We start from the raw sequence: 16,051 nt of genomic DNA, 5'->3' as shown, positions 1-16,051 counted from the left end.
AGCTTCGGTCAGCGGTCGTCGGTCAACGGTCGTCGGTTCGTGCGTCGTTCTCGTGCCCAGCGGCCGGCCTCGCTCGGGCGCGGTCGTCTTCGAATCGTCTCAGTCATCGTCGGCCGTCGCGAGACCTTCCGGTTGACGCTCGTCGGTCGTTCGAAGCGCGTCCGTCGCCGTGTCGTCGGCCAGTTCAGGGTCGACCTGCACCTCCTTGTCACGGTTTTCTTCCATGTCGAAGACCATCGCGAACAGGAGGAGCGAAACGCCGAGGAACAGCGACAGCAGCCAGCTTCCGGTCGCCTCGTGGCGCTTGCGGAGCGTGCCGACGATACCGGCGAGGCTCAGCGCGGAGACGCCCGCACCGAAGTAGTACAGAAGCGCCAGCGGGTGGAAGTCGCGCACAAGGTACTTCCGATTCAACCGCCAGAGGAAGTTCCGGAGCAGCATCGCCGACACCTTCGGGATATACTCGTCGTACTTGATGTGGCTCTTCCAGTCCGTCTCATCGTACACCGTGTCGGCCGAGTGAGCGACGTCGGCCACTCGCAAGTTCTCGGCGTTGAGCTTCACGAGGAGGTCGTTGCAGTACCCGTAGTACTCGTACATATCCTCGATGTCGATCCGTTCGAGCGACTCCCGCGAGATTGCCGTATACCCGTTCTGCGGGTCGGCGATCTTCCAGTAGCCGCTCGCGATTTTCGTCAGGAGCGACAGGAGCGCATTGCCGACGAGTCGGAACCGCGGCATCGCGTCGAGGTCCTCGCTGCGCATGAAGCGGTTCCCCTTGGCGTAGTCGGCCGTCCCATCGACGACGGGGTCGAGGAATTTCGTGAGGACCTCCGGGTCCATCTGTCCGTCGCCGCCCATCACGGCCGTCACGTCGATTCCGTCGTCAAGCGCGCGCTGATAGCCCGTCTTGAGCGCGCCGCCGACGCCGCGGTTCTCCTCGTGTTGCAGCGGGACGATCCTCGCTTCGTACGCGGGCGTTTCTGGGGGGTTCGACCCGTTGTACGCCTCGGCGTGTCGTTGAATCTCCCGCCACGTGCCGTCCGTTGAGCCGTCGTCGATAACGTACACGCGGTCGACGAGGTTAGGCATTGTGTCGATGACCCTCCCGACATAGCCCTCCTCGTTGTACGCTGGAACGACGACCCCGATCGTGTTGTCCTTGTACATCGTTGATCGTCGTCGGGTCAGTCACACGACCCGACTGTCGGTCGTACTGACCGCTCTTTCCCACATCCGCTTTATAATACACTACCTAAGCGGGGCTCGACGGACATATGGACCCCATAGAATCCTGTGCGGCCGTCCCGTCCGTGTGAACGACGCTCCCGACGGATGTCAACATGTGTCGATCTGCGCCGATCCGCAACGGAATGTATAGAATCCACGATAATACATAAAAGAAGATCGTTTAGTTTAAGGGTACTGTCTAGCTAGTAAATATCATCTGAATTTTGATGCTCACCCTGAGGCCTGGGGTTTTGGCCTCATAGAATCTGCTAACCGGCACATAATAATGCTCTCTGGGGGTGATTCCGGTTGTATGATCGCGCGGAACGACGGGACGACGAACCCATGGGCCGGCGAGGTACCGGTGCAGCGGGTCGAAAGGGAGCCGACGTGGCAGTGCAAGAGGGGATCGGTGTGACGGAGCGCCTCGACGTCGGGTTCGTGCCGGCCGAGTGTCCCGGCGCGGCGGGGACGGGTGCCGTCCGAACGTCGACACTGCTCGTCGAGCGTCTCTCGCACCACCACGACCTGACCGTGTACGTGTCGAGTCAGATGGACGCCGCCGATGCCGACCTGCCAGCCAAGGACCGCGTTGAGTACGTGCTCCACGACGACCTGCCGAAGCTTCCACACCCGATCGTTGCGAAACACCGGGCGCTCAGAGGGGAACTCGACGCGATGGAGCGCCACGATCTCGTCCACTCGTACTCGTCGGCGTTCGTGCCGGTGCTCGCGGAACTCGACGTGCCAACCCTCTCGACGCTGAATTCCTACGTTCCGGTGTGTCCGAAGGGCGATATGATGTACCATGGAAAATGCAAGTGTACCGGTCCATCACCGGCCAAGTGCGCGGGCTGCGTCACCGCAACCGGGCTGACGCGCCGGCAAGGGCTCGAACGCGAGCTTCGCAGCGCATACTCGTCGCTCGGCAAGATCGACCTCGTGCGGAAATCGATGGCCTACGCCGACCAGATCGACGCATACCACGCGCTCTCGCCGCACATGAAGGCAGACTACGACGCGCTCGGGTTTCCCGGCGACCGGATCACGGTCATCCCGCATTTCTACGACGAGGCGTTTCGACGGACGTTCGAACGGTCGGTCGGCGTGAGCGGATCGGTCGACGTAGATGGCCCGACCGGCGCGGGTGACGGAGCCGGGCGCGACGGATCGGACCGGCGCGACGACGGGCCGTTCACGCTGCTGTACGTCGGCGCGCTGCAGGACATAAAGGGTGTTCACGTCCTCGTGCGGGCGCTACCGCACATCGTCAAGCGCGGCCACGACGTACGCCTGCAGGTTGCGGGCGCAGGGCCGTACGGCGATCGTCTGCGGCGGCTCGCCCGCGAGGTCGGCGCGGACGAGCACGTCGAGTGGCTCGGCTACGTCAATCACGGCAACCTCCCAGAAATATACGGCTCGGCGGACGCGTTCGTTTACCCGGGGCTCATCGACGAGCCGTTCGGCCGCGTCGTCCTCGAAGCGCTGTCGACCCGGACGCCGATCCTCGTCTCCGACGTGGGCAGCATGGACTACATCGTCGGCGGCGCGGGCGAACTGTTCGCGGCGGGCGACGAGCGCGCGCTCGCCGACGCCTTCGACCAGCTCGTCGCCGATTACAAGGCGTACCTTGACGCGGTGCCCGCTCAGCTGGAGAACTTCGCTCCGGAGACGGTGATCGGAAAGTTCTCCGAACTCTACCGGCGGGTCGCGTTAGGTGGCGTAGGAGCGAGGCAGGCGGCGTCGACGCGGTAGGTAGCATTCTGAGGCCGCTCGGACGACGATGCGGCACGCGGCCGACGCATCGAGTCCCACCGTCACCCGAGTTGTCGTTTGCGTCCGAAGTTTCGGTCACTGTGCGTCCTCGTCGCGGCTCTCGCGGACGATTCGGTGACTCGCTCGTATCCGTCGGCCGCTTGTGTTTGCCTGGTGAATTCTCCCGCACCGACGGCTGTGTCCACCGCACCGAGGAAGGAACGATGGCCGAGTATGGGATGGATTGAATTCTGTTTTGAGATCCCAATTATCTTGTAAAGCTATTTTAATCTATACTAACGAAAGAGCACAAATCTCATATTCTATAAATATAACTGAGCGGGTCGCTCAAATCATATTTATCTCCTGAAAAACAACCATGATATCATATTAGTTTCCTAACGGTTCGGCGCACCGTTCCGACTCCGGGGGCGCCATCGACGAGCCAGAGGACGAACGCCGCGGCGAACGGTCCGAAGTACACGAGTAGCACGCCGGCCTGCTCGGACGCGGAGAGGGATTCGAGAAATCCCGAGAGGTAATAGTTGACTCGCTCGAGCAGGGTGTATTCCGAATCATAGCTCGGAAGCGTAATCAGCGGCCAGAGCACCCGTTCGAACGAGGGCGCGTCGCCCCGCAGAACCGGCGAAAGCACGTCGCCTGCGAGGTGCGACCAGTAACCGACGGCGAAGCCGATACCAACGTCGATTCGCCGGAAACGCGCCCCAAGACCGATCACAAAGAACCCGACCGGGATAGCGACGAGTACTGAGTGCGCGACCGCGTAACCCTGCGGGAACCAGCCGAGTCCCCACGCGAGCGGTTTGTCAACGAGGTCCGGGAGCTGCGTCGCGAAGAGCAGCGCGAGCACCGCCGCCCCCGTCGGCGGCCGGCGGGCGATGGCCCGGCATCCGAGCGAGTAGAGAACGTATCCGAAGGCGGCGTGGCCCCACGGCCACATTACGCCCGGTCCTCCGGCGGGGAGAGCCAGACGTGCGTGGTCCGATACGCGGCGTCGCGATCGGCCTCGCCGTCGGGTTCGCCCTCGAAGAGGAGGAACGCGATTCTGGTCCGTTCGCCGTCGGACGACGCCGAAACGTTGTAGGGAACTCGCTTGGTCTCGCCAGCGTTGACGTCGGTGCTGAAGCGATCGAGCTCCTCCGCCTGCGAAACGTCGCCGTTATCGCCGACGGTTTCGAGTTGAACGACCGTCGTGTACGTCAGATCTTCGCCCTCTTGGTTGCCGATGGCGACGTGCACCGTCCCGCCGTCGCGGATCGTCCCATTAACGTTCTCGCTCGTGAATTCCCCGTCGTTTTCGGTGACGAGGTAGTACTCGGTGAACGGATCACTGTCGACGGGTGCGACGCCGGCGTACGCGCCGGTCGCCGCGAGGACGAGGAGACTCCCGACGAGCGCGAGGCTGTAGACGCCGCCGCCGCCAAACACACCTTCGGTACTCACTCCGAGTTCGTCGAACGCGTCGTACCTGTCCTTCGGATCGACGAACGCCCGCCGCAGGCCTGCGAGCGCGAGACAGATCAGCGTAAAGCCCGTGAGAACGAGCAACAGCGGCTCGGCGAGGAGGGCGAACGGCGAGAAGTTCAGGCCGAAAAGCGCGAGCGGAATGATCGCGAGCGTTAGCGCGACCGAGAGGACGAGCCGCTCTGCGGTCCCGATCTGGAAGTACTCTCGCCCCCGCGGGCCGATCACGCGAGCCCTGTCGAGCGAGCGCAGCGCCCTCGACGAGGAACGCCGTTCGGGAAAAAGAACTGCGACGAGTGCGTATCCCGGGATGAATAGCATCATCGGCAAAAGCAACGCGATCCTGAGCGGACCGCCGAGGCCGAGGACGAACACCGCGCCGGTCGCTGCGAACGTCGCGAACGCGACCAGTACGAGGTCCCCGACCCACCTGTGCACGGCTGTCATCAACCGGTAATTCCGGTGCGGCGGATAAAAACCCTCCAGACTGTTTAGCGTGCGAACGTACGATCGGCCCGCCTAGACTGATCCTAATTGCGATCCCTGTTGGATGCGGATGCGTACATCGCGCGGGACGTGCGTTCGTGCGATTGAATACGTAGATTCGCGCGACTACATAGCCAATGCTCGCCGCGACTCGCCCGCTTAGCGAGCCGATAATAAAGCGGTCGGAGGTCGCGGGATCTAGTTGATGCAACGACTGGGTCAATCGGGCGCACTCCCGCCCCGCCGGCGACGCACGTTAGCGAGGCGGCGCGGCGCTGCACCGACGACCGGGACGGGAGGGAAGCGGCGAGGAGACGGACGGACAGTGAGGGGAGCATGAGCGTTCCCATCGCTGCTCCCGACATCGGCGATGCCGAGCTCAAGGGTGTCGTCGACGTGCTCGAATCGGGCATGCTCGCCGACGGCGACGTCGTTCGAACATTCGAAGAGCGCTTCGCCGACTACTGCGGGACGGACTACGCGGTCGCAACGTCGAACGGAACGACTGCGCTGCACGCCGCGCTCGTCGCAGCCGGCGTTGGGGAGGACGACACGGTCGTGACGGCCCCCTTCTCGTTCGTCGCGACTGCGAACGCGATCCTCTTTTCCGGCGCGACGCCCGCGTTCGCCGACGTCAACCCGGAGACGTACAACCTCGATCCCAGCGCCGTCGAAGAGACCATTCGTGCTCGCGACGGCGACGTCGACGCCATCATGCCCGTCCATCTGTACGGGCTGCCGGCCGAGATGGACCGCCTCCGGGAGATCGCTGACGAACACGACACGGTTCTCATAGAGGACGCCGCGCAGGCCCACGGCGCGACCCACCGCGGGCGTCCCGCTGGCTCGCTCGGCAACGCGGCCTGCTTTTCCTTCTACCCGACGAAGAACATGACGACGGGCGAGGGCGGCATGATCACCACGGATGACGAGGAGATCGCGGCGGCAGCCGCCCGCTTCGTCAACCACGGACGCGGTGACGGCGCGTACGTCCACGTCGAGCACGGACACAACTTTCGCATGACGAACCTCGCCGCCGCGATCGGACTCGGCCAGCTCGATCGCCTCGACGAGTTCGTGGAAGCCCGCCGATCGAACGCCACCTTCCTGACGGAACATCTCTCCGACACGCCGGCAATCACGCCCGTGGTCCCAGAGGGTCGCGACCACGCCTACCACCAGTACACGATCCGGTGCGGCAACCGCGACGCGCTTCGGAAGGCACTCAATGAACGCGGGGTGGGGAGCGCGGTGTACTACCCGACGCCCATCCACCGCCTCAACGCGTTCGAATGGTACGACGGCCCGCCGATGCCGGCCAGCGAGATGCTCGCGGGGCAGGTGCTTTCGCTCCCTGTCCATCCCAACCTCTCCGAGGAGGATCTCGAAACCGTCGCCGGCGCGCTAGCGGATGCGCTCATCGAGCCGGTCAAGACGGACCCTACCGCGACGGAGGTGCGCCGTGTCTGAGTGCGAACCCCTCCGCGCAGGCGTCATCGGCGTCGGCAGCATGGGCCAGAACCACGTCCGGGTCTATCGGGACCTCCCCGGCGTGGCGCTCGAAGGCGTCTACGACGCCGACCCGGCGCGAGCCGAAGAGATAGCCACCGAGTACGGCACGGAGGCGTACGAGCTCGACGACCTGCTCGATCGGATCGATCTCGTGTCGATCGCCGTTCCCACCCAGTACCACTACGACGCGGCGCGCGAGTGCATCGACGCGGGCGTGCACGTGCTCGTCGAGAAGCCGTTCGTTGAGGACCCCAAGGACGGCCAAACGCTCATCGAGTTCGCGAACGAACGCGACGTGACCCTCCAGGTCGGTCACGTCGAGCGTTTCAACCCGGCTGTGGTGACGCTCATGGAGCTCGTCGACGACCTCGACATCATCGCGATCACGGCCGAGCGACTCGGCCCGCCGCTGGAGCGCGAGATCGACGACACGGCCGTCATGGATCTTATGATCCACGACGTCGACATCGTGCTCGCCATCGTCGGCGACGAGGTAACGGACGTCAGCGCCGTCGGTGCACGCGGCGGCAGCTACGCCGCCGCGAACCTCCGGTTCGGCTCGGGCGTGGTCGCCGAACTCACGGCCAGTCGGGTGACTCAAGAGAAGGTTCGGAAGCTCACGATCTCGGCGGCCGACTCCCGCGTAAAGGTAGACTACATCGGCCAGACCATCGAGATCCACCGCCAGTCGGTGCCTGAGTACGTCAAGGACAACGGCGACGTCCGCTACCGCCACGAGAGCGTCGTCGAACAGCTGATGGTCGACCGCGGTGAACCGTTGAAAAAAGAGCTTGCCTCGTTCGTTGAGGCGATTCGAACCGGCTCGGACCCCGTCGTGTCCGGCGAGGACGGTCTCCGGGCGCTTGAGATGACGCGGCGGCTCGACGAACTCGTCCTCTCAGCCGACGATGTGGCTGACTGTCGTCGGAAGGTCTCCCCGGAATCGGCGTCTTCCCACGATTGACGTCGCGCTCTCGCCGCCGCTCCCGAACGATCACCCGAAACCGCGATCGCTCCCTCGCTCCGAGGGCTTCCGTTCTGCGTCCTCTACTCCCGACCCCAATTATATCATCTCAGATATTTTTAAAACCAATACTGACGAAAGGTGGCTTTAGAGCGCGGTAATCGGGGTCTAACACGAAGTTAGATACTATCTTCTGTTCGGTAATTCATGATTAGCCAACACTCAGTTCATTGATGCGTTTCGTATGCTGTGTAACCGACGGGCCCTCCTCTGCGGCCTGCTGACGACGATGGCCGGGTGTTCGATGGGACCGATTTCGCGGGAGGACGCGCCAGTGAACTCGTCGACGCCGGGACCGAAGACGTCGGATCGGGCGTTCGAGCACACGGGAGCGACGATTCCGACGTACCCCTACGCGGACGGCGAATTCGAAGCGGGGCCGTTTGCGGCGGGGCCCGCCCCGGACGCCGTCGAGGCCGTCCTCATCGCTTCCGACGTGACGGACTTCGGTGACGTCGACTATGTCGCAGACCCGTTCATGTTCGTCGAGGGGGACGAGTGGCACATGTTCTTCGAGATCGTCAACGAGGATCGGGATCCCGACGCGGCGATCGGCCACGCGACGAGCGACGACGGACTCGACTGGACGTACGAGGGAATCGTCCTGCAAAAAACCACCACACGTCGTTCCCGCTGGTCTGGAGGTGGGAGGGCGAGTACTACATGTGCCCGCCGACGGGGCGGCGGGTCGAACTGTGGAAGGCGACCGACGTCCCGGCGGCATGGGAGCACGTCGGCAACGCGATCGAGGTCGATTACTACTCGCACGACCCCGCGTTCTTCCGCTACGAGGGGCGCTGGTGGCTCGTGACTGACCGCGGCAACGACGAGGTGATGGTGTACTACAGCGACGAACTGGAGGCGACCGACTGGACGCCGCACGCGGAGAATCCCGTCGTCGCCGATCGGATCACCGCGGCCCGACAGGGCGGTCCTCCGATCGTCACCGACGACGGGGTCTTCGTTTTCTTTCAGGACCTCCGCGACCAGTACGGCGACAAGGTCCGCGCCTACCGGGTGACCGAACTCACGCCAGAGACGTACGCCGACGAGGAGCTTCCGGCGTCGCCCGTCGCCGCCGAGTTCGGCACCGGGTGGAACGAGACCTCGATGCATACGTTCGATCCGTGGTACCTCGGGCCCGAAGAGGGGTGGCGCTGCGCGGTCGACGGGACGCGCGCGTCCGGCGAGTACGCCATCGGCATCTTCGACGCGCCGGCGACGTCTCCGAAACTAGCGTCTGAGGCGCTCGTTCGAATGCACGGCGTCGCCGTGTGGTACGACTTCGACCACGTTGCCGGGGGGACGGTGTACGACCGCTCCGGGAACGGACGACACGCGATGGCTCGCGGCACCCGAATGGTCGACTCGACGACGTTCGGGGTGGGGCGGGCGTTTCCCTCCGACGGGGACCGAATCGTCATGCCGCATGACTTCGCCGACCTGTTCCGCGCGGACACGTTCTCTCTCCTCCTCGCGGTCTCGGCAGACGGCGCACCCGAGGCGACCGCGCTCGACTACGGGAAGCTCGCGAGCGACCGCGGCCTCGTCGTCGAGGCCGCCGGCTCGTCGTGGCGGGTGACGGTGAGCGACGGACCGCGGAAAGAGACGACCGAGGGTGGGAATCCATCACGGACGACGTGGCTCGCGCTCGTCCGCGGCGGTGACGAGTACCGGGCGTACGCGGACGGGACCGACCTCGGATCCGCGTCGGGGATCAACGGTCCCGGCATCACCGCCGGGTACGCCGTCCTCGGCGACGCGATGGTGGGGGGACGCCGCTGGCCCGGCGAGATCTACGGCTACTGGCTGTTCGATGGGGTGCTTGACGCGGAGGGACTCCGACGTTTCGTGGGCAAGATCACCTGAACGGATCGTCGACCGCGTTGAGGCAGTCGAGTCCCTCCACGGCGTCGAACGAGTGGAGGGACTCGATGCTCTCCCGGCGCGCGGACGCAGCGATCTTCGCGTCCACGAACGAGAGCGCGGCGTACCGGCGAAACAGCGGCTACGCCGCGTTGAAGTCGGCGTGGGCGCTGGCGGCAGATAGAATCACGCTAGATCGGTTCGAATCCGCACGGTTCGAATGTATTCTATCCCTTCGAAATCGTCGTCCGCCCCGACAAGAAGCGCCGCCTGCGTTTCGAGCGCGGTTGCCAGGGCGAACGCGTCCCCAATGTGACGGAGTACTCACCTTTGAAAAACGCGGTGTCGTGCCACACCTCGGCGCAGTCGACCGGCCGTATCCCGTACTCCCGGAGCCGTCGGACGAAGTCGTCTACGGTCGTCACTCGGGCGTGTCTGTACCCGACGTACGTTACCTCCGTGAGGGTCACGTAGCTCACGTACCTGCGGTCGATCCGTGTGAACCACGACTCGGCGACGTCGACCCTGGGTTCGTCGAGCAGGTACGCGAGCAACACCTCCACCCGAAGCGGAACGGGAGAAAGTCGAACGTGTTCTCGCTTCGAAACCCATTCATCCCGCGGACGCGGCCGTCATGCGGAAAGCCGGCCACCTCTCGGGCGAGCTGGCGAACGAGGGGAGCGCGGTGGACGACGGAGACGTCGTTATCGGTGCAACGGCTGGAACCGCGTCGGTCGACGCCGCAGACTGAAATCGCCCTGGCCGCGGCTCGCGAATCGGCCGAAGGAACTACCGCAAGAACCCTAATAGTCGCCTAAAACGGCGTTTATCCCGCCTATAATAAAGCCTCCTCCTGCACAGCGTTCAGCCTGAAACCGCGGATACCCGCAGTGATTCATCCATGAACGGGAAAACCAAACTCCTCGTCGCGGTCTGTCTTCTCACCCTCGGTCTGATGGCGATCGGCTTCGCCGTCAGTCGAAGAGGCGATTCGGTCACCGAAACCGACGCCGAAGACGGTTCGGAAGGCGACGCGGATGCGAGGACAACAGGGCGCGTGGAGGCGTAGCGCATGGGTCGGTACCACGCCGGAACCGACTGCGAAATAGATGACGGCGCGACGGTGGGCTACCGTCATCGGGAGGACGCCCCGCCGACCGAGCTGGGCGACAGGGCGCGGATCCGGCAGGGAACGATCGTCTATGCCGGCGTCCAGATCGGCGACGACTTCACCACCGGGCACAACGCACTGGTCCGGGAGGATACGACGATCGGCGACAACGTCGTCGTGGGGACCGACGCCGTCATCGACGGGACGACGACCGTCGGCTCGCACGTCAGCATGCAGACCGGCGTGTACGTCCCGACGCATACGACGATCGGGAGCAACGTCTTCCTCGGACCGAAGGCGACGCTGACGAACGACCCCTTCCCGGTCCGACGTGACGTCGAGATGCAGGGGCCGACGATCGAAGACGGCGTCTCCGTCGGGGCGAACGCGACGATCCTCCCGGGCGTCACGATCGGCGAGGGGGCGTTCGTCGCCGCCGGCGCGATCGTGACGAAGGACGTCCCGCCGGAGACGCTCGCGGTCGGCGCGCCGGCGACACACGAACCGCTCCCGGACGAACTCGCCACGGAGAACACACTCGCGTGACGTCCTCGCCCGCCGTTAACGACGGGGCTTCCACCTCGGTGATTAGATGAGCAGCGCACGGATACACGAAACCACGGCACTATACGGCAGCGACGCATCGACCGACGAACAACGAGACGCGCTCACGAGCGGGGAGGTCCCGGTCGCCGTCTACGGACTCGGCAAGATGGGACTCCCGCTCGCGGCGGTGTACGCCGACGCGACCCGCAACGTCGTCGGCGCGGACGTCGACGAGTCGGTTGTCAAGTCGATCAACGCCGGGCGGAGCCACATCGCGGGCGAACCCGGCCTCAACGAGCTGGTCCGCGACCTCGTCTCGGCGGACGCCCTCCGGGCGACGGCGGACACCGTCGCGGCTGCGCGCGAGGCGCGGATCCACGTCGGCATCGTCCCGACACTCGTCGACGCCGACGGCGCGCCCGACCTCTCCGTGATCGAGTCGGTCATGCGGGACGTCGCGGCCGGGCTCGCCCCGGGCGACATGGTCGTCGCGGAGTCGACGCTCCCGCCGCGTAGCTGCGTCGACCGCTTGCTCCCCCTCCTGGAGCGCGAATCCGGCCTCGAACTCGGCGAGTTCGGGCTGGCGTTCTGTCCGGAGCGAACGTCGAGTGGCCGCGCGCTGGAGGACATCCGCGGCGCGTACCCGAAGATCGTCGGCGGCGCAGACGCGGAGAGCACGCGCGTTGCGGCACTCGTCTACGAGCAGATCAACGACAACGAGATCCTGGCGGTGTCGGACGCGACGACCGCGGAGGCGGTGAAGGTGTTCGAGGGGATCTACCGCGACGTGAACATCGGCCTCGCGAATGAACTCGCGAAACACGCCGCTGAGATGGGAATCGATGTGACCGAGGCGATCGACGCGGCGAACACCCAGCCGTTCTGTAACATCCACACGCCCGGCGCGGGCGTCGGTGGCCATTGCATCCCCTACTACCCGCAGTTCGTCATGAAGGCGTTCGAGACCGAGACGCCCGTGATGGCCGCCGCTCGGGCGACGAACGACGAGATGCCCGTCTACACGGCCGAGCACGCGCTCGACGGCCTCCGGGCCGAAGGCGTCGATCCCGCCGACGCGGACGTGCTGGTGCTGGGCCTGACGTACCGCCCCGGCGTCGACGAGATCCGAGCGACCCCCTCGTTGCCACTCATCGAACGACTGACAGACGAGGGCGTCCGCGTGACGGCTGTCGATCCGGTGAACACGCACCGAGAGCCGTTCGAGGAGGCGGGTGCGACGCTCGCCGAGCTGGACGAGCTGGACGACGCGTACGACGCGGTAGTGCTCGTGACGCCGCAGGAGGCGTTCACCGACCTCGATCTTCCCGCGTTCGCTCCCAATGGGGATCGAAAGCTCGTCGTCGTCGACGGTCGGCAGGCACTCCGGGCGCTCCGCGACCACGACGCGATTCACTACAGGGGGATCGGCATCAATGTCTGAAGCGAGCGCGAAGCGAACCGAGTCCGAGACGTGCGCCAAGACCGCCCACATCTGCGTCGTCGGTCAGGGGTACGTCGGACTCCCTCTGTCCGTTGCGTTCGCCGACGCGGGCCACGAGGTCCTCGGCTACGACATCGACGAGAACAAGATCGTGACGCTGTCGGGCGGCACCGACACCACCGGCGACCTCGGCGACGACGCCGTCGCGGAGAGCGGGGTCGACTTCACGACCGACGCGGCACGGATCGCCGAGGCCGACTACGTCATCCTCACGGTTCCGACGCCGGTCGACGAGATGAAGAACCCAAACCTCGCGTTCATCGAGGGGGCGGCCCGAACCGTCGGCGAGCACGTCTCGCCGGACACGACGGTCGTGCTCGAATCAACGGTCTACCCCGGCGTCACGCGCGACGTGATGGGCCCGATACTCGAAGCGGAGTCCGGGCTGACCGTCGGCGAGGACCTGTTTCTCGGCTACTCGCCCGAGCGCCTCGCACCGGGAACGGATAGGACCCTCCAGGAAGTGGTGAAGATCGTGAGCGGCTCGGACGACGAGGTGCTCGCGGACCTTGCGGCGCTGTACGAGTCGATCGTCGACGCCGGCGTCTACCGCGCGCCGAACATCGAGACGGCGGAGGCGGCAAAGGTGACGGAGAACGTCCAGCGCGACATCAACATCGCGCTGATGAACGAACTGTCGATTATCTGCGACCGCCTCGACCTCGACACGAAGGAGATCATCGAGGCCGCGGGTACGAAGTGGAACTTCCACACGTACCACCCTGGTCTCGTCGGCGGCCACTGCATCCCCGTCGACCCGCTGTACCTCGCCCACGGGGCGGAGCGGGCGGGGTACCAGCCGAAGCTCATCCTCCAGAGCCGCGAGATCAATGAGTACATGCCCAAGCACGCCGCGGAGCTGACGCTGAAGGCGCTCAATCGACAGGGGAAAGTCCTCAGGAACTCCCGGCTGCTCGTGCTCGGGCTCGCCTACAAGCCGAACGTCGGCGACATCCGAACCTCCGAGGTGAAGGGTGTCGTCAACGCGCTCGCGGAGTACGACGTGGAGGTCGTCGGCCACGACCCCCACGCGGACGATGACGCGATGCGCGAGTATTTCGGTATCGAGGTGCAAGCGGAGCTGTCGCTGTCCGGCTTCGACGGCGTGGTACTGGCGACGCCGCACGACGAGTTCGCCGACCTCGACGTCGAGATGATGGCGGCGGCGCTGAACGACGATCCGGTGTTGGTCGACGTGCTGGGCGCGCTGAATGAAGACGAGGCCGTCTCGGCGGGCTTCGCCTACGAGCGACTGTGAGCGGACGACCTCGAAACGCCGTGAGCGGACGGCCCTCGAAGCCCTTCGAGCGTATGAAACTGGGACACCCAACATGGACTACGTAATCACGATTCAGCATCCGGCGCACGTCCACTTCTTCAAACACGCGATCGCCGAACTGGAGGACGATGGTCACGACGTGCACGTGTTCGCCCGCGACAAGGAGGTCGCGGTCGACCTCCTCCGCGCGTACGATATCGATCACGAAGTGCTCGTCGGCGGGCAGGGCGGTGGCATTGCCGGGATGGCCCGCTCGCAGCTCCTGTACGAGGCGCGCCTTCTTCGCCATGCTCGGCGGATCGGACCGGACGTGGTGGCCGCCATCGGCGGGACGGCGGTCGCCCACGTCGCGGCGCTGGTCGGTGCGCGCAGCGTCGTCTTCACCGACACAGAGCACGCCCCGGCGAATCGGATCACGTTCCCCTTCGCGGACGAGGTGTGGACGCCGGAGTGTTACGCCGACGACGTCGGTCCGAAGCAGGTTCGGTACCCCGGCTACCACGAGCTCGCGTACCTCCACCCGAACCGGTTCGAACCGGATCCGTCCGCCCTGACGGACCGCGGCATCGACCCCGACGAGCGGTTCGTCGTGCTCCGGCTAGTCTCGTGGGAAGCGTCCCATGACGTCGGGCAGGGCGGGTTCGACGACATCAGCGACGTGGTTGAGCGGCTGGAAGCGACGGGCGCGCGGGTGCTCATCACCTCCGAGGCTCCGCTCCCGGACGATCTGGAGGACCGGCGCGTCACGGTCGAACCGCATCGCATCCACGACGTGCTCGCCTTCGCCGACCTGTTCGTCGGCGAGGGGGCGACGATGGCCGTCGAGAGCGCCGTCCTCGGCACGCCGGCGCTGTACGTGAACTCCCTCCGGATGGGATACACCGACGAGATCGAGGCGAAGTACGGCCTGCTGTACAACTTCCAGGGGGCCTACCGCCACGGGAACGCACTAGAGCGCGCGCTCGCCATCCTCGACGGTGATTCGACTTCCGACGGCGACGCGGGCGACGACGGTAGCGACGGTGGCAACGATGACGACGGCGACGAGTGGGAGTCCCGACGCCGACTGCTGCTCGCCGACAAGGGGGACACGACGAAGGTCGTCCTCGCGGCGCTGCGCGGCGAGGGCTGGCCGCCGAAACTGAAGGAACCGGAACCGGTACCGACGTCGGACTCGAAGCCGGAGCACCCGTCGACCGCGGACCCGTCGGACGCCGCACCCGAACCGACGACGCCCGAGAGCGATGACTGAGTTCCGCGTCCTTCAGCTCGCGACATCGCCGCGCTCGTTTTTCACCCAGCAGGTCACGGCGCTCGAAGCCCGCGGCGTCGAGTGTACGACCGTGACCGTGCCGCGACCGACCGGAGAGGGTGAGAGCGGCCGCTCGCCTCGCGAGTACGCGCGCTTCTACGCCGACGTGCTGCACGAGGGGTTCGGATCGTACGACCTCGTCCACGCGAACTACGGGCTGGTTGGCCCGGTGGCGCTCGCCCAGCCGACGCGGCCGGTCGTGCTCACCCTCTGGGGGTCGGACGTGATGGGTCCGGCGTGGTTGCGGCGGGTGACCGTGGCCGCCGCCCGCCGAAGCGACGCGGTGATCGCCCCGTCGCGGCCGCTCGCGCGTGAACTTCCGGTGCCGCACCACTACATCCCCTTCGGCGTCGACACGGACCTGTTCCGCCCGATCGACCGCGCGGCGTCGCGCGAACGGGTCGGCTGGGACCCCGACGCACGGATCGTGCTGTTCCCGTACGAGACGGACCGCGCGGTGAAGAACTACGACCTCGCGGCGCGCGTCGTCGAGGGCGTCCGCGCTGGGAGCAATGCTGAGGTAGGGGGCAACCGTGGCAATGGTGAGAGTGACCGCGGCGACGGTGGTGACGGTAGTGACGGCGGCGGCGTCGACGTCGAACTCAAGGCCGTCTCCGGCGTCGCCTACGAGGAGATGCCCTACTACATGAACGCGAGCGACGCGCTGCTCGTCACCTCGACGCGCGAGAGCGGGCCGATGGTCGTCCGCGAGGCGGCCGCGTGCAACGTTCCGGTGGTTTCGACGTCGGTTGGGTTCGTCCCCGACGTGCTCGCCGGAGTGGAGAACTCGGTCGTCGCCGACTCGGAGGCCGACCTCGTCGCGGGGCTAGAGTCGGTGCTCGCGTCCGACGGGCGGTCGAACGGCCGCGCCGTCGTGACCGGCCTCGGCGTCGACGAGATGGCCGACCGGTTACTTGCGGTGTATCGCGGCGTGTGTTGAGTCC

At 65.7% G+C, this 16,051-nt stretch carries 13 protein-coding genes and 1 pseudogene; 10 read left to right on the top strand and 4 right to left on the bottom strand.

The features are described 5' to 3' along the window. Positions 1-99: 99 nt before the first annotated feature. The gene (locus C3L37_RS14700) at positions 100-1,170 is read right to left on the bottom strand and encodes a glycosyltransferase family 2 protein (protein WP_129115373.1); all 1,071 of its coding nucleotides are present in this window, start codon (positions 1,168-1,170) and stop codon (positions 100-102) included. Positions 1,171-1,620: 450 nt separating this feature from the next. On the opposite strand from C3L37_RS14700, the gene C3L37_RS14695 reads away from it, so the two are divergent. Further along, positions 1,621-2,985, top strand: coding sequence for a glycosyltransferase family 1 protein (locus C3L37_RS14695; protein WP_228546250.1), 1,365 nt, complete (start codon positions 1,621-1,623; stop codon positions 2,983-2,985). A gap of 385 nt (positions 2,986-3,370) precedes the next feature. On the opposite strand, the gene C3L37_RS14690 is transcribed toward C3L37_RS14695, so the two are convergent. Together C3L37_RS14690 and C3L37_RS14685 are read right to left on the bottom strand one after the other, a co-directional pair. Further along, positions 3,371-3,946 (bottom strand): metal-dependent hydrolase, encoded by a 576-nt coding sequence (locus tag C3L37_RS14690; RefSeq protein ID WP_129115372.1) that lies wholly within the window; start codon positions 3,944-3,946, stop codon positions 3,371-3,373. Further along, positions 3,946-4,917, bottom strand: coding sequence for a DUF1616 domain-containing protein (locus tag C3L37_RS14685; protein WP_129115371.1), 972 nt, complete (start codon positions 4,915-4,917; stop codon positions 3,946-3,948). Before C3L37_RS14685 ends, C3L37_RS14690 begins: the two co-directional genes overlap by 1 nt. A gap of 375 nt (positions 4,918-5,292) precedes the next feature. On the opposite strand from C3L37_RS14685, the gene C3L37_RS14680 reads away from it, so the two are divergent. The 3 genes and pseudogenes from C3L37_RS14680 (at position 5,293) to C3L37_RS14670 (ending at position 9,361) form a co-directional block, all read left to right on the top strand. Next, entirely contained in the window at positions 5,293-6,426 is a 1,134-nt protein-coding gene (locus C3L37_RS14680; protein WP_129115370.1) for a DegT/DnrJ/EryC1/StrS family aminotransferase, read from the top strand. Then, positions 6,419-7,432: a Gfo/Idh/MocA family protein gene (locus C3L37_RS14675; protein WP_228546249.1), complete on the top strand. Its 1,014-nt coding sequence runs from the start codon at positions 6,419-6,421 to the stop codon at positions 7,430-7,432. The genes C3L37_RS14680 and C3L37_RS14675 overlap by 8 nt, the downstream gene beginning before the upstream one ends. Before the next feature lie 244 nt (positions 7,433-7,676). After that, a pseudogene (locus C3L37_RS14670) lies at positions 7,677-9,361 on the top strand (glucosamine inositolphosphorylceramide transferase family protein). A 224-nt stretch (positions 9,362-9,585) separates the two neighbouring features. Here C3L37_RS14670 and C3L37_RS14665 read toward each other — a convergent pair. Beyond that, positions 9,586-9,921: a hypothetical protein gene (locus C3L37_RS14665; RefSeq protein ID WP_129115367.1), complete on the bottom strand. Its 336-nt coding sequence runs from the start codon at positions 9,919-9,921 to the stop codon at positions 9,586-9,588. A 338-nt stretch (positions 9,922-10,259) separates the two neighbouring features. Between C3L37_RS14665 and C3L37_RS24400 the strand changes: the two genes are divergently transcribed. The 6 genes from C3L37_RS24400 (at position 10,260) to C3L37_RS14635 (ending at position 16,047) form a co-directional block, all read left to right on the top strand. Continuing rightward, on the top strand, positions 10,260-10,427 hold the full coding sequence (locus C3L37_RS24400; protein ID WP_164974760.1) for a hypothetical protein: 168 nt from the start codon (positions 10,260-10,262) through the stop codon (positions 10,425-10,427). Positions 10,428-10,430: 3 nt separating this feature from the next. Continuing rightward, on the top strand, positions 10,431-11,015 hold the full coding sequence (locus C3L37_RS14655) for an acyltransferase (protein WP_129115366.1): 585 nt from the start codon (positions 10,431-10,433) through the stop codon (positions 11,013-11,015). A 46-nt stretch (positions 11,016-11,061) separates the two neighbouring features. Further along, the gene (locus tag C3L37_RS14650; RefSeq protein ID WP_129115365.1) at positions 11,062-12,456 is read left to right on the top strand and encodes a nucleotide sugar dehydrogenase; all 1,395 of its coding nucleotides are present in this window, start codon (positions 11,062-11,064) and stop codon (positions 12,454-12,456) included. Then, positions 12,449-13,774: a nucleotide sugar dehydrogenase gene (locus C3L37_RS14645; RefSeq protein ID WP_129115364.1), complete on the top strand. Its 1,326-nt coding sequence runs from the start codon at positions 12,449-12,451 to the stop codon at positions 13,772-13,774. The genes C3L37_RS14650 and C3L37_RS14645 overlap by 8 nt, the downstream gene beginning before the upstream one ends. Before the next feature lie 73 nt (positions 13,775-13,847). Next, on the top strand, positions 13,848-15,047 hold the full coding sequence (locus C3L37_RS14640; protein ID WP_129115363.1) for a DUF354 domain-containing protein: 1,200 nt from the start codon (positions 13,848-13,850) through the stop codon (positions 15,045-15,047). Continuing rightward, positions 15,040-16,047, top strand: a complete 1,008-nt coding sequence (locus tag C3L37_RS14635) for a glycosyltransferase (RefSeq protein ID WP_129115362.1) — start codon at positions 15,040-15,042, stop codon at positions 16,045-16,047. Before C3L37_RS14640 ends, C3L37_RS14635 begins: the two co-directional genes overlap by 8 nt. The last annotated feature ends 4 nt before the right edge of the window (positions 16,048-16,051 follow it).

Origin of the sequence: Halegenticoccus tardaugens (genome assembly GCF_004116405.1) — an archaeon.
GTDB lineage: Archaea > Halobacteriota > Halobacteria > Halobacteriales > Haloferacaceae > Halegenticoccus > Halegenticoccus tardaugens.
This window is presented reverse-complemented; position numbering and strand designations above follow the sequence as displayed.